Source organism: Clostridium sp. 10cd* (assembly GCF_044336395.1).
In the GTDB taxonomy this organism is placed as follows: Bacteria; Bacillota_I; Bacilli_A; order Erysipelotrichales; family Erysipelotrichaceae; genus Clostridium_AQ; species Clostridium_AQ innocuum.
The window spans coordinates 1,112,546-1,125,400 of sequence record NZ_CP172347.1; the positions used below are offsets into that span (position 1 = coordinate 1,112,546).

General features: G+C 45.4%; 14 protein-coding genes. 11 read left to right on the forward strand and 3 right to left on the reverse strand.

The genetic code is table 11. The features are described 5' to 3' along the window. Positions 1-30: 30 nt before the first annotated feature. Both ACG3M1_RS05520 and ACG3M1_RS05525 read right to left on the reverse strand, forming a co-directional pair. Positions 31-369: a helix-turn-helix domain-containing protein gene (locus tag ACG3M1_RS05520; protein ID WP_008819656.1), complete on the reverse strand. Its 339-nt coding sequence runs from the start codon at positions 367-369 to the stop codon at positions 31-33. A 350-nt stretch (positions 370-719) separates the two neighbouring features. After that, entirely contained in the window at positions 720-1,466 is a 747-nt protein-coding gene (locus ACG3M1_RS05525; protein WP_002608004.1) for an SDR family oxidoreductase, read from the reverse strand. A 136-nt stretch (positions 1,467-1,602) separates the two neighbouring features. On the opposite strand from ACG3M1_RS05525, the gene ACG3M1_RS05530 reads away from it, so the two are divergent. From ACG3M1_RS05530 to ACG3M1_RS05550, 5 genes are all read left to right on the forward strand, one after another. Then, entirely contained in the window at positions 1,603-2,142 is a 540-nt protein-coding gene (locus ACG3M1_RS05530) for an HAD domain-containing protein (protein WP_009588015.1), read from the forward strand. Further along, the gene (locus ACG3M1_RS05535) at positions 2,123-2,626 is read left to right on the forward strand and encodes an HAD domain-containing protein (RefSeq protein WP_009587996.1); all 504 of its coding nucleotides are present in this window, start codon (positions 2,123-2,125) and stop codon (positions 2,624-2,626) included. Before ACG3M1_RS05530 ends, ACG3M1_RS05535 begins: the two co-directional genes overlap by 20 nt. A gap of 63 nt (positions 2,627-2,689) precedes the next feature. Beyond that, on the forward strand, positions 2,690-3,247 hold the full coding sequence (locus ACG3M1_RS05540) for a PadR family transcriptional regulator (RefSeq protein WP_008819659.1): 558 nt from the start codon (positions 2,690-2,692) through the stop codon (positions 3,245-3,247). A gap of 20 nt (positions 3,248-3,267) precedes the next feature. Then, positions 3,268-3,537, forward strand: coding sequence for a DUF3795 domain-containing protein (locus ACG3M1_RS05545; RefSeq protein ID WP_002608008.1), 270 nt, complete (start codon positions 3,268-3,270; stop codon positions 3,535-3,537). Positions 3,538-4,079: 542 nt separating this feature from the next. Continuing rightward, positions 4,080-5,042 carry a PD-(D/E)XK nuclease family transposase gene (locus tag ACG3M1_RS05550; protein WP_008819661.1) on the forward strand — a complete coding sequence of 321 codons (963 nt, stop codon included), beginning with the start codon at positions 4,080-4,082 and terminating at the stop codon, positions 5,040-5,042. A 469-nt stretch (positions 5,043-5,511) separates the two neighbouring features. Here the strand turns inward: ACG3M1_RS05550 and ACG3M1_RS05555 are convergent, their stop codons facing one another. Continuing rightward, a complete protein-coding gene (locus ACG3M1_RS05555; RefSeq protein WP_224720926.1) occupies positions 5,512-7,458 on the reverse strand; it encodes a BglG family transcription antiterminator in 1,947 nt (648 codons plus the stop codon). A gap of 271 nt (positions 7,459-7,729) precedes the next feature. Between ACG3M1_RS05555 and ACG3M1_RS05560 the strand changes: the two genes are divergently transcribed. From ACG3M1_RS05560 to ACG3M1_RS05585, 6 genes are all read left to right on the forward strand, one after another. Further along, positions 7,730-8,731 carry a Gfo/Idh/MocA family protein gene (locus tag ACG3M1_RS05560; protein WP_009588031.1) on the forward strand — a complete coding sequence of 334 codons (1,002 nt, stop codon included), beginning with the start codon at positions 7,730-7,732 and terminating at the stop codon, positions 8,729-8,731. Positions 8,732-8,865: 134 nt separating this feature from the next. Then, positions 8,866-10,290 carry a PTS mannitol transporter subunit IICB gene (locus tag ACG3M1_RS05565; RefSeq protein WP_009588024.1) on the forward strand — a complete coding sequence of 475 codons (1,425 nt, stop codon included), beginning with the start codon at positions 8,866-8,868 and terminating at the stop codon, positions 10,288-10,290. A gap of 56 nt (positions 10,291-10,346) precedes the next feature. Further along, positions 10,347-11,027, forward strand: coding sequence for an HAD family hydrolase (locus tag ACG3M1_RS05570; protein WP_142419950.1), 681 nt, complete (start codon positions 10,347-10,349; stop codon positions 11,025-11,027). Beyond that, positions 11,021-11,488, forward strand: a complete 468-nt coding sequence (locus ACG3M1_RS05575; RefSeq protein ID WP_002608016.1) for a PTS sugar transporter subunit IIA — start codon at positions 11,021-11,023, stop codon at positions 11,486-11,488. The genes ACG3M1_RS05570 and ACG3M1_RS05575 overlap by 7 nt, the downstream gene beginning before the upstream one ends. Next, positions 11,472-12,365, forward strand: a complete 894-nt coding sequence (locus tag ACG3M1_RS05580; protein WP_009269607.1) for an ROK family protein — start codon at positions 11,472-11,474, stop codon at positions 12,363-12,365. Before ACG3M1_RS05575 ends, ACG3M1_RS05580 begins: the two co-directional genes overlap by 17 nt. A 340-nt stretch (positions 12,366-12,705) precedes the next feature. Continuing rightward, entirely contained in the window at positions 12,706-12,834 is a 129-nt protein-coding gene (locus ACG3M1_RS05585; protein ID WP_009269606.1) for a hypothetical protein, read from the forward strand. Positions 12,835-12,855: the final 21 nt, after the last annotated feature.

Sequence of the window (12,855 nt, forward strand, 5' to 3'; positions counted from 1 at the left end):
GTGCGCCTGTGCAAAAGCCGGCGCTTTTTTTTAATGCGGACAGCTGTATTTCAACAAACGCTCCACGTAATCGTATACCATCTTTTTGCCTTTGTGATCCAGCTTCATTATATTTTTGTATATAATATGATCCAGATGATCCGGTATGTCCTTCTTTAAGCCAAGTAATACATAAATATCCAGATTCAGAATCTGGGATATGGCCACCAGATCATGTATATTCGGTGTTCTTTGGTTGTGTATGTAGCAGCTGAGCGTCTGCTGTGATATATGAAGAGCCTTTGCGAGCTGCTTTTGTGTCATATTGTTTAGTATGATGCCCTCCTTGATTGCGGCACCCAAATCCGTATCAATTTGATTTCTTTTCATGTCTTCCTCCTGTGGGCATGTACTCTCCCCGAATATGCCCGGCATTATTATATCTGAAAAAGTAACATTCATAAGAAAAAGTAATCAAATACGGAATTTTATCGGTCTAAAAATTCATGTTTTTAACATTACTTTCTTTTCTATAGGATAAAGGCCTAGATTTATGGAAGCAAACTGCATAGTACAGCATGAGGTGGAACGGATGGAACCCAAAAGAGAAGACATCATACTGGCTTACCTGACCCTGCTGCTTGTATTGCTGATCGGTTTGTTTCTGGTATGGGTCGTAGCGATGTTTTTGGAATGAGAGATGAAAAAAGGAATGGAAAGCAGTCCATTCCTACATAGCATCAGATACTGTAGCCGCCATCCAGCGGGATGCAGGCACCATTGATGTAATTCCCTGCAGCACTGCAAAGTACAAGAAGCAGACCGTCGAGATCCTGCCAGGTACCCCAGCGTCCTGCGGGAATTTCCTTTAAGACAGACAAATCATCATTCTGTCCATCTCCGCTTTGCAGCCGGTTTCCCTCATTCATGAAGCCCAGTGTGATTGCGTTGATCTGTATATCTCTGCCCGCAAACTCATGTGCCATATATTTCGTCATTGCTTCCACGGCACCCTTGCTGGTGAAATAGGCACAGTATTCGCTGGTACCATAGGGCAGGATTCCGGATGCATTGATGATTTTACCTCCATGCCCCTGCCTGATAAACTGGCGTATAACCTCCTGGGAAAGTGTAAACGCCGCAGTTACATTGATATCCAGGGCGCTTTGAAATGCCTGTCTGCTGATTTCCAGAGTATCCTCCTTTTTCAGAATGCCTGCAAAGTTCAATAGTATATCCACATGTCCATAGGCGGCAAGCACTTCCTTCATGACATCATGAATGCTGCCGGGTGTCGTAAGGGATACGGTGAGGGAATGATACGATCTTCCCAGCGCCTCCACCTCTTTTTTCAACGCGGAATCATCACCGATACTGACGCCGAATATATCTGCACCATGTCTGGCCAGTGTGCGTACACAGGCATATCCAAGACCCTGCGAGCAGCCGCTGACCAGTGCGACTCTGCCATCTAGCTCTAAATTCATAAATAAAAACCTCCTGTCATACATAGTATGCCTTGTGCGGGAATACATAAACCTGCAGGTGCAAAAAGAAAAAGACTTTTTCAGAAACGGGAAAGGGTTTTCATGATATACTGAGAGTAAGAAAGGGGGAATCGTCATGAAGGTTATATTTCTTGATATCGACGGTGTACTGTACCCCTGCTTTTCCAGAAGGACAAGCTGTTTTCATGCGGAGGCTGTGCGAAGCAGATTACAAAAAGAAGGGATTTCCACGGAAGGGATAACAGACTGGGATTTGTGCAGTGTGGTCTGCGGTTTCCAGATAGCTGCGGTAGAGCGGCTGCGCAGACTTTGTGAGCAAAGCGGTGCAAAAATCGTGCTGGAAACCTCATGGAAGTGCATGCGGAATCTGGATGAAATGAAGCGGCTGTTTTCCCTGTGGAGACTGGACAGCTATATTGTTGAGATGACAGATAATGAGGAAATGTTCTTCAAGGAAGGAGCTATACAGCGCTATCTGGATGCGCATCCGGCAGTGGAAAACTACGTCATTCTGGATGATATCTCCATGCGGAAGGCATTTCCCGGACATGATGTGGTTACGCCGGACATCCTTGATGAAGAAAGTTATCGACAGGCGCTTCATATACTGAACCATTGGACAAAGGAGCTGGGGCATGAACATCATCTTCCTTGATATCGACGGCGTACTGATGCCGCTGGGTTCTCATGAATATCTGCGCAGTGATGCAGCTGCATTAAAGGCCTACTATATTTCACAGGATCAGCGCTTTGCACCGGTGAATGCCTATGACATCGCTGCTGTGGATCTGGACTGGTATCCAAAAGCCAGCCGTTATATACGGCAGCTTGCCGAAACCTGCCATGCATCCATTGTATTGACCTCCTCATGGCGGCTTCACCGTTCGCTGGAAACCTTGAAGCTGCTGTTTTCCCTGCATGGGCTGGACAGGTATTTGGTGGATGTAACGATGGATACCGGTAATAAAGCAGAAGAAATTCAAATGTATTTGTGGGGATATCCGGAAATTAAACGCTATGTGGTGATCGATGACCTGGATATGGAGCGCAGCTTCAAAGACCATTTTGTACAGGTTCGGGACAAGTATTTCAATGAGGATAATCTGAAAGAGGCTGTCTGTATCCTGAGAAAGGGATAGGCACTCTTTTTTTATTGACATATAGTGTACAGTATAGTAGTATATAGGAAAAGAGGTGATGGTGTGGTATCCTCCATTGATTTGATTCTACTGGGTATGGTGTATGATCAGCCCCGCAGTGCCTATGATATCCAGAAGCATGTGGAATATCGTAATCTTTCTCACTGGGTGAAAATCAGCTCACCTTCTGTTTATAAAAAGCTGAGAGTGCTGGAGCAGAAGGGATATCTGATGACGAAGCGGCAGCGGGAGGGAAACATGCCCGAGAAAAGCATCTATTCATTGACTCGTGAGGGTCGAAAATATTTCCATGAGCTGATGCATGAAATCAGTGCACAGCCATTTGAAATCCTGTTTGATTTTAATGCTGTGGTTGTCAGTCTGAACAAGGTTGATAAGGAAGAGGGGCTGGAGTGCGTTCAGCGAATAGCGCAAAGTCTGCAGGACACACGCACATATCTGAGCATGCAAAGGGATGCGAAAAAGGAAATTCCCTATGTGGGAAGGAGTATTCTTGAGCAGCAGCTGAGCGTTTGTGAAACCCTGCTTACCTGGTGCCATACTCTGTGCGAGGACCTAAAGAGCAGTGACGGCTTAGAGAAAATGAAGGAACTGCCTTAAGGCAGAGAAAGGAGTACATGATGTGTTCATCAAGATGTGGTGTGGATTGTACAACATGTGAAAGAAAGGAAGCGGTGCATTGTCTTGGCTGCAATGCCATGAAGCAGCCGTTCTGGGGGAGTCCCTGTCAGGTAAAGACCTGCTGTGAGGAAAAGCATTTGCAGCATTGCGGGGAGTGTAAGGAGTTTCCTTGTGAAATGTGCGCCAACATGGGGAAGGAAATGGGCTTTGATCCTGAACCGCGCTTAGCAAATTTAAGAGCATGGGCGAATGAGAAAACAGCCGGCTGAAAGGCTTTCTTATGCAGAGACAGGATAACAGATCTAATGGGCTATGAGCTGATTTTTCATTTACCATACAAGGCCTGCCTGCACTTTATAAAGATTACGGTGCAGGAAATGTACAGGTATAAGGCTACATGTAGTCTTTCGGTTCTTTGTGTGCAGAAAGGTATATAAGAAAGGCAGGAGGATAAAAGACTTCTGCTTTTTCTTGTTGATTCTTATAGATGCAATCAGGAAGTATGCTCTTTTTCTTAACATGAGCATACGGGAAGAAAATAAGGAGATTATGATACGTGATACTGGTCTTTCTTGATATCACAGGAAGCTATATATCCCATATATCGCATACGTTTAGCCGACATGGCAATAAAAAAGCGGTGATGCTTATATAAATAAAGAAATAGGCAGGCTTTTCCCTTTAGCACTTCATATAAGCTTGACGTAACATGAAACCGTAAAAAATAATAAAAAAATTATGTTAAATTTAGGGGTTTTGCCCTTTCCATACGTATATAAGAGTGTATATGCAAAAAAGGAGGATGATACATATGCAAAAATCGAAGGAAAGGGAGTATCCGATTCCCTTTCACAATGATGTATTTTTCAAGTATATGCTGATTGGTGAGGATGCGGGCTCTGCCATGCTGAGAAGCAGGATCATTGAAGAAATTTACGGATTGAAGGTTCAAAAGACACAGGTGCTGAATCCGGAGCTCCTGCCGGAAGCCTTTTTCGGAAAACGAGCGGTTCTGGATGTTGTATTGGAGGATGAAACAGGTCACCTCTATGATTTGGAAATGCAGGTATCCGGGTACACGAAGGAGGAACAGCTGCGTTTTCAGCAGTATGGCTACCGCCTGGCTGGCAGACAGCTGAAGCAGGGGAATGATTACACAAAGCTGAAGCCGTTTTATCAGATTATCTTTATGAATTACAAGCCCAAAGACACAGGGCGCATGATTCGACACTATACGGTAAAGGATGAAGATAATCGGGAGGAGCCCAACGGTACACTGCATCGCGCGATTGTGTTTTTACCGATGATCAGGCAGCGTGTAAAGGAGGTTGGAGGCATAGAGAACCTGACGGAGTTTGAAACCTTCTGCTATGTACTTGCATATAATCCGGATGATGCTATACTAAACATGAAGAGAAGGATGGTGAATGTGGCTATGAAAAAATATAATGAGATGCGCGAGGATGGCTCATTATACAGCTGGGCGGAATCCGTGGAATTTGCACAACGTGCAGTACAGGCCAATTTGGAAGAGCAAACTGCAGAAGCCGAGAAGTCAGGACTTGAGCGGGGATTTAAACAAGGTCTTCAAAAAGGTCTTGATGAAGGGAAAAGGACATTGTTACAGTCACTTATAGTACACAAATATGGAATAGAGGATGAATGGGTGGGATCTCTGTCAGATCAGCAGATGGATGATGCAGTTATTCAAATTCTGGACTGTGATACGTATGAAGCTTTAAAAGAAAGGCTGAAGAATAAAGAAATGAAATAATGCTGACATAACCTGATGAAAGGCTGATTCTACAGAAGTAGGATACAGCTTTTTTTATTCTCATAGGCAGACAGTTCTTTTACGCGAAACAGCTTCTCCGGCATTGTAGTTTAAAAAGCTGACTCCCCGCGTAATGTTTATGTATACAACAGAGGATGTGCCAATGCTGCACAGCGTTAATTTTGCATCGCTTCATTCACCGCGATCAGGCTTTATGCTGAACAAGCGGCCATATACGAAATTGAAGCATTCGGCCTATAGGAAGTGATTTGAAGATATAGTCTGGAGAATATCCAGACTGCTAGGTTAAAACTAAAGTATCCATGTTGTTTGAAAATACATCATCATTGGACTGTTATACGTGTTTTCCGAATGACGCTCAGTGAAATAGAAAAACACGCCTTTTCCCTATAGTACAATGAGAGCTTGCGTGTCTTGATAGTATTCAAATTCATCATATCATACCTCGTCAGTATGCATCCGTATCTAAATTCTGCTTTAGGATATTCAAAAATTCAGATAGGCTTCGTGCATGAAACAGCAGCTCCTGCAAGGGAGCATTGTGCGTCATGGCGACAAAGGTATCGTACAGCTTCTCTATGTCCTTCTTTGCATCATCCGCAAGACCCAGCAACAGTATAATCTGAGCACTGTCTTTATCAGACCACAAGATCGGATGCTGCAAAACCCCGACAGCGATTTTACTTTTCAGTGAACATATTTTGAGAGGATGCGGTATGGCAACCACACCATCCATTCCTGTGGAAATACGCTGTTCCCGCTCCAGGACACTGGCCTCAAAATCATCATTGATGCAATGCTCCTGATGCAGCAGGGTACATAAGGTATGGATAATTTCCTCCTTACTGTCTGCAGCTGTATTGATAAACAGCTTCTCATCAAAGAACTGTGCAATCTTATCAATCGGATGCTGCTCATCCATGGTGATAGCTCTTGCCACATTTTCAATATCTCTTCTGGACAGTGGAATATCCACGACCACCACCGGCAGTACTGTCTGCTTGAGGGCAACGGTGGAAATCACGATATCCGCAGCCTGCAGCTTCTGTTCTTCGATTTCGTGTGACGGGTATCTGCCGATGATTTCCAGTGTTTCCTTAAATAGCGTATTCAGCTTGGAAGCAAGAAAGCTGCCGGCTGCATACCCGCTGTCATATACGATAACAGCTTTCTTGTGCTTGAGATAACGGGAATCAAAATAGCGCTCAATGGCTGCTCCGATGTGTAAAGAGATATAGCCGATTTCATCATCATTTAGCTCAAACGGTTCATTTGCGAATGCCTGTTTGATTGCCGTTCCGCTTATTTCATAGGCAAGGATATAGTTGTTGCGAATGGTATTCAGCAGCGGATTCTTTTTGTTTAGATGATAATACCTGGCATTCAGAATGGATTGCAGATGATGCGTCAGATCATGCTCCAGAATCAAATCTGAACGTAGGTCGAAGTGATAGGATTCAAAGATGGAATCCAGAATATTTGCGACCAGATTATGGATGTATTCCGTGTTTTTTTGCGCATCCAGAAGCTCGTTTGTGTTGGATACATAATGGGAGTAAATGTAATTTTTTTCATTCGCAGTAAAGACAACCTGAAAGTCAAGCTCAATCTCTGTAATGAGCGGCTCCAGCAATGTACGAAGCGCTTCATGCTCCGGTATGGCATACTCCTCGATTGGTTTGGCTACAAGCAGTCTGGATATGGACAATGCGATATGCAGAATCAGATTTTTCAGATTATAGTCTGAGAAGTGCAGATCGTTCTTTCGATTGAACTCCATGACAATATCCTTGATCTGTTCCAGGTTGACATGATTCAGCAGGGCTGTCTGTTCCTGAGAAAACCGGAATTCATAATGCTGATAATTGGTCGTAATCAGATCAATGATACAGCGGCGCTTATCCGCCTCTTCACCGGTTACAATATAGCCAAGGTTTGCCTTTGTCTGAAGTGTGAGCTGATATTTGGAGAGAATCAGACGAATTGTTTTCAGATAATTGATTATCGTATTGATGGATACGAACACCTCATCCGCCAGCGCATCCTGTGTGAGATAGGTGTTGGCATACAGCATCTTGATAATGATGTGGTTGATTCGCTTGTCGGCAGAATCCAGCTGCTTTTCCTCTTCATTAACCAGCATATTCTCCAGCAGTGCCCGTGTCTGTCCCTCTTTGATCTCCAAGGCATAGCCCTGAGAGCGTTTCATGATGATTTGAGCATCAAAGCCGGATAGCTCCTCATTCAGATTGTGGATATCGCTGCGCAGTGTTCGCTGGGATATTTGAAAGTGTCTGGTTAACACAGATGGAGACATGTAGCCTTGATGTGACAGAAAGTAGTCAAGTAAGTCCTGTAATCGCGTGTACTGAAACAAGCGCATCCACCTCCTCATCCTTACATCCCCCTGGTACCCTTATTATATAGATTTTACTATCCGGAAGCAACATAAGGCTTCGCCGTTTCCTCTGGCAAAGCGACAGGCAGAATATTTGAAGAAGCTGCCGTTTGAAACGGAAACAGCTGCTGAAGCACAATGGTTTAAGGCTGCCGTTTCATATGGAAAACGGTTGTCTTCTCTTTTTTTTAATCCGGATCTACAATGGAGTCAGAAATTGAAAGAGATTTCAAGGCAGCGAATCATGCTGTAGGAGAGGAGGATTTTTATGAGTAAAATCAACGTTGGTGTTATCGGTGTAGGACAGATGGGAACCTATCATGCCCAGATTTATCAGAAGCTACCACAGGTGGAGCTGTGTGCATTGTGTGAGTTTAATGACAGCCGCAGAAAGGAACTGGAAACAGAATTTCCGGGAATCACATTGTATAAGGATTATAAGGAGCTGTTAAAGGATACCGCAATAGAAGCGTTGAGTATCGTACTTCCGGACAATCTGCATCGGGAGGCTGTGGAGCTGGCAGTGCAGGCAGGTAAGCATATACTTCTGGAAAAACCGCTGGCAAAGGAGTTGGAGGATGGGAAAGCCCTATATGAAATTACAAAGGATTATGATAAAGTATTTACAACAGGCTTCCTGCTTCGCTTCGATCCGCGCTTTGCCATGATCAAGGAGCGGCTGGACAGCAATGAGCTGGGGGATATCATTCACTGCTACGTGAGAAGAAACAGTCCGATTATCGGACCGCGGCGTTATATCGGCGCAAGTGATTTGAGTATGCATGTTATGATTCATGATATTGATTATATCAACTGGTGGATGGATTGTCAGCCGGTGAAGGTATTCGCGAAAAATCGCAGTGTGCTGTTGAAGGAAAACGGCATGAATGATGTGATCTATGCACTGGTTACCTATGAAAACGGTGCTGTAGCCTGTATGGAGGCATGCTGGACACTTCCGGAAAACTCTCCGACAATTATTGATGATAAGGTAGAGCTTGTTGGCACAAAGGGCGTTGCCTATGTGGATTCCTGTGATCACGGTGTCCGCTTCGTTACCGGAAAGGGTGTTCAGTATCCGGACAGCCGTCACTGGTACTACGTTAACGGTGAAGTATGCGGGGATTTGGCAGAAGAGGTTATGGCGTTTGTAAACAATGTTGCGACAAATACGAAATCCGTCATTACTCCAAAGCAGTCCTATGATGCACTGCGGGTTGTTGATGCCATCGAGCGTTCCATCGTGGAAGGAAAAGAGGTAGCGCTTTAAGCTGCGAATGTATGCTTCCTATAAATAGACTGTCTGTGTTGAACAACGCAATCGTTTATGGGGGCATGCGCAAGTATCATGCGTTAAAGTTTAGCGAACGTAAGCTTACATTATATGAAGAGGAGAATAAGAACATGTCAAACGATGTATCTTTGCGTGTGAAGGCTCAGCGCCTTGGCGGAAAGCTCAGTGCCATGGTGCTTCCGAATCTGGGAGCGTTTATGGGCTGGGGCATTCTGACCGCTTTGGGAATCTGGCTGTCCAACGATATGCTGAAGGCCTTTATTTCACCGGTACTCACGTACCTGCTTCCGCTGTTAATCGCAATTTCCGGGGGAAAAATGATATATGGAGAAAAAGGTGCTGTTATCGGTGCCTTTACCACAATGGGGGTTATCATCGGAGCGGATATTTCCATGCTGCTGGGAGCCATGATAATCGCACCGCTGTCCGCATGGCTGTTGAAAAAGCTGGATGCGGTTGTGGAGCCGCTGATTCCTGTCGGCTTTGAGCTGCTGATTGGAAATTTGACTGTTGCCCTGCTTGGTGCGGTTATTGCAATCATCGGCTGTGTCTGGATCGCTCCGGCCATTACGTCACTGTCTGCTGTGTTCTCCGCAGGTGTTTCCACCTTGGAAAACAACAATCTGTTACCGCTGACAGCGATCTTCATCGAGCCGGCGAAGGTGCTGTTTCTGAACAATGCCATCGGACAGGGAATCCTGACGCCGCTTGGTACGACACAGCTGAATGAATTCGGAAAATCGGTATTGTTTCTGCTGGAATCCAATCCCGGGCCGGGACTTGGTATACTGCTGGCATATTGCTTCTTTGGCAAGGGAAATGCAAAAGCGAATGCCTATGGAGCCAGCATTATCCACTTCTTCGGCGGTATTCATGAAATTTACTTCCCGTTTATCCTGATGAATCCGCTGACCGTCCTGGCTGCAATTGCCGGAGGGATTACCGGCACCTTCCTGTTTACACTGTTCAATGTCGGTCTGGTGGGAGTCAGCTCTCCTGGTAGTATCGTCACTATTATGATGATGGCCTCGGCTGGAGATCAGCTGCTGATTCTGCTTGCCGTTCTTGCTTCAACCGCCGTCAGCTTTCTGGTTGCCGCTGTCATTGTGAAGCATTCCAAACAGAATGATGAGGATGTAAATAAGAACCTGAAGGAAGCCGCAAAGCAGATGGAGTCTTTGAAGGGAAAGAAATCCCGGATATCCTCTGTGTTTGAGGAAAAGGAAGCTGTGACGGATTTCCGTACAGTAAAGCGTATTGTGTATGTATGTGATGCCGGGATGGGATCTTCTGCCATGGGCGCGAGTGTGATAGCCAAGCGGCTGCGAAAGGCCGGAATCACAGATATCACGGTGGAGCATGCCCGGGTCATGGAGCTGCCGGATCCAAAGGCGGATATCATTGTGACGCACGTGTCTTTGCGGCAGGTGGCACATGAGAAACAGCCGGATATCGAAATCATATCCATTGAGGATTATTTGAATGCACCGGAATATGATGAGCTCGTAAACAGCATCAAGGCAGCGAGATCATAATGCTGAAAAAGGAATCTGCGCGTATATGAGGATTCCTTTTTTAAAAGGAGGGTTCTATGTTAAAGGCACTCGTATTTGATTTTGACGGTGTTATTGTTGATACCGAAACACAATGGTACTATATATACAGAGATTGGCTGAAAAAGGTCTATCATTATGATTTAAGCATACAGGATTATCTGGTGTGCGTCGGCTCCAGCAGTGAGCGGCTGTTTGCTTTCCTGAAGCAGGAGCTTGGTACGGATGAGGATATCCGTAAATTTGAGAAACAGGCAATGGCAGAGTTTATTGAGCGTACCCGTACTCTTCCGGCAATGGAGGGCGTTACAGAACTGGTCACAGCGGCGAAGAAAAAAGGACTGCGCCTGGCAATTGCGACCTCTGCGACCAGAAAAAAACCGCAGGTGCATCTGGAGCGGCTGCAGCTGCTGGAATATTTTGATGCATTTTCCACAGCGGAATTAAGCAGACACATCAAGCCTGCACCGGATATATTTTTGAAAGCCGCAGAGCTTCTTGGCTGCTCCTGTGCAGAATGTCTGGCAATAGAGGATTCCCGCAACGGCCTGATCGCAGCTGATAAAGCAGGTATGCCGTGTCTGATCGTACCAAACAAAATTACAGAGTCAAGTGATTTTACAGGCTGCTATCGTAAGATTTCCTCTTTGAAGGAGCTGAAACTAAAGGAACTCATTGCGGGTTTCAATCCTCATAGCAAAGGAGAAACATCATGTTAGAACTGATAAAAGAAGAAAATGTCGAGGTAGGTGTTCATGCCGCAGATTGGGAGGATGCAATCCGCAGGTCAGCACAGCATTTGCTGGAAACCGGAAAAATCGAGGAACGCTATATCCGTGCAATGATTGATGCGGTGCATCGCGTAGGTCCTTATATCGTATTGGGAAATCATGTTGCTTTGGCACATGCCCGACCGGAATGCGGTGTCAATGAGCTATCGGTGCATTTCACAACATTAGAGCCGCCGATACCGTTTGGCAGTGAGAAATTTGATCCGGTATCGCTGATTATCACGCTTGCTGCAGTTGATGCCGACAGTCATCTGGAGCTGATCAGTGAGCTTGCGGATATCCTCATGGAAGAAACACATGTCGAGCGTCTGTCAAGCTGTACAACCGAGCGGGAATTTGTTGAGCTGCTGCGGAGGATGAAGGAGGAATCGAATGCTTATTACATTTGATATCGGAGGAACTTCCATCAAGTATGGTATCCTTACACTGCGAAAGGGCCAGCCGGTGTTTGTGATGCAGGAGGAGGTGAGCAGCGATGCCAGAGTATTGAAGGGGCCTGGCATCCTGCATCGTGTTGAGTCGCTGATTGCAAAGGCTATGCGACAGGATATCAAAGGTATTGCTATTTCAACAGCAGGGATGGTTGATGCGGAAAAGGGATGTATTCAGTATGCCAATGATAATATTCCGGAATATACCGGATTGCAGTTTAAACAGCAGCTGGAAGCCCGCTTTCATATCCCCTGCTGGGTGGAGAACGATGTGAATGCCGCTGCTTTGGGAGAAGCAGTCTTCGGTGCCGGAAAGGGTGCTGCTCATGTACTGATGCTGACAATCGGAACAGGGATCGGAGGAGCTGTGGTAATCGATCATACCATCTACCGTGGCTGTAGCGGAAGTGCAGGAGAAATCGGCTACATGTGGGTAAAGGATCATCACTTTCAGGATATCGCAAGCACCACGGCACTGGTTCAGCATGTGGAGGCACAGACAAAGGAAGCTGATTTGAATGGAAAAATCATATGTGCACGGGCAAAACGCGGTGATGCTGTGTGTATGCAGGCAATTCGGGAGCTGTGCAGCCATATCGCTATTGGCGTCAGCAGCTGTGCCTGTCTGATGAATCCGCAGATCGTTATTCTTGGAGGCGGTATCATGACACAGAAGGAATTGTTTGCACCGCTGATGGAAACATATCTAAAGCAGTATATGAATGAAGAAATCTATGCGCATACACAGCTTGCTTTTGCACAGCTTGGAAATCGTGCCGGAATGGTTGGCGCTTGTGCTTACTGGATGAAACAGGAAGGAATCCGGTTCGCTTGATATGACTTGAGAACGATCTGGCTGCGAGTGTGCTGCAGGCTGATTGGCGCAATATACAGAAATCAATGCCGCATACCAATTTACACCTTCATAAGGACCTCGGATGATGTTCAGTAATTTGCTGAAAGCTTCGAGGTTTTTTAGAATGTGTAAATTTTTATTTGGTACAGGCTTCTTTGAATCTTTGTAGCTGCGAAACATATTATGAAAGTCTGCGCTTCATGATTTGCAAATCAATTCCACCATCTCATCACAGGGATATCGGTGCCTGTCTTTATCTGTAAAATAATGCAGAATTTTTGCAGATTTGAAACGTATAGAAGCATGTAGGAGGTTCTGGATGCGTAGACAATACACGTTTATAGCACCAAAAGGAAAGGAGTCCAAGGTCCAAATGGGCCGTCATCTGTTTAACATGCATTGTGATATTCAACGTATCCTGCATGAAGCAGGGGAAATCATTCTGTAGCATTAGAAAGCTGCGCAGATA

What these genes read in the sequence shown, in the direction of transcription:
- ACG3M1_RS05575 (WP_002608016.1), top strand. Translation starts at nt 11,021, where the DNA reads ATGTTAGAACTGATAAAAGAAGAAAATGTCGAGGTAGGTGTTCATGCC.
- ACG3M1_RS05530 (WP_009588015.1), top strand. Translation starts at nt 1,603, where the DNA reads ATGAAGGTTATATTTCTTGATATCGACGGTGTACTGTACCCCTGCTTT.
- ACG3M1_RS05555 (WP_224720926.1), bottom strand. Translation starts at nt 7,458, where the DNA reads ATGAGGAGGTGGATGCGCTTGTTTCAGTACACGCGATTACAGGACTTA.
- ACG3M1_RS05585 (WP_009269606.1), top strand. Translation starts at nt 12,706, where the DNA reads ATGCGTAGACAATACACGTTTATAGCACCAAAAGGAAAGGAGTCCAAG.
- ACG3M1_RS05545 (WP_002608008.1), top strand. Translation starts at nt 3,268, where the DNA reads ATGTGTTCATCAAGATGTGGTGTGGATTGTACAACATGTGAAAGAAAG.
- ACG3M1_RS05535 (WP_009587996.1), top strand. Translation starts at nt 2,123, where the DNA reads ATGAACATCATCTTCCTTGATATCGACGGCGTACTGATGCCGCTGGGT.
- ACG3M1_RS05565 (WP_009588024.1), top strand. Translation starts at nt 8,866, where the DNA reads ATGTCAAACGATGTATCTTTGCGTGTGAAGGCTCAGCGCCTTGGCGGA.
- ACG3M1_RS05520 (WP_008819656.1), bottom strand. Translation starts at nt 369, where the DNA reads ATGAAAAGAAATCAAATTGATACGGATTTGGGTGCCGCAATCAAGGAG.
- ACG3M1_RS05550 (WP_008819661.1), top strand. Translation starts at nt 4,080, where the DNA reads ATGCAAAAATCGAAGGAAAGGGAGTATCCGATTCCCTTTCACAATGAT.
- ACG3M1_RS05525 (WP_002608004.1), bottom strand. Translation starts at nt 1,466, where the DNA reads ATGAATTTAGAGCTAGATGGCAGAGTCGCACTGGTCAGCGGCTGCTCG.
- ACG3M1_RS05560 (WP_009588031.1), top strand. Translation starts at nt 7,730, where the DNA reads ATGAGTAAAATCAACGTTGGTGTTATCGGTGTAGGACAGATGGGAACC.
- ACG3M1_RS05580 (WP_009269607.1), top strand. Translation starts at nt 11,472, where the DNA reads ATGCTTATTACATTTGATATCGGAGGAACTTCCATCAAGTATGGTATC.
- ACG3M1_RS05570 (WP_142419950.1), top strand. Translation starts at nt 10,347, where the DNA reads ATGTTAAAGGCACTCGTATTTGATTTTGACGGTGTTATTGTTGATACC.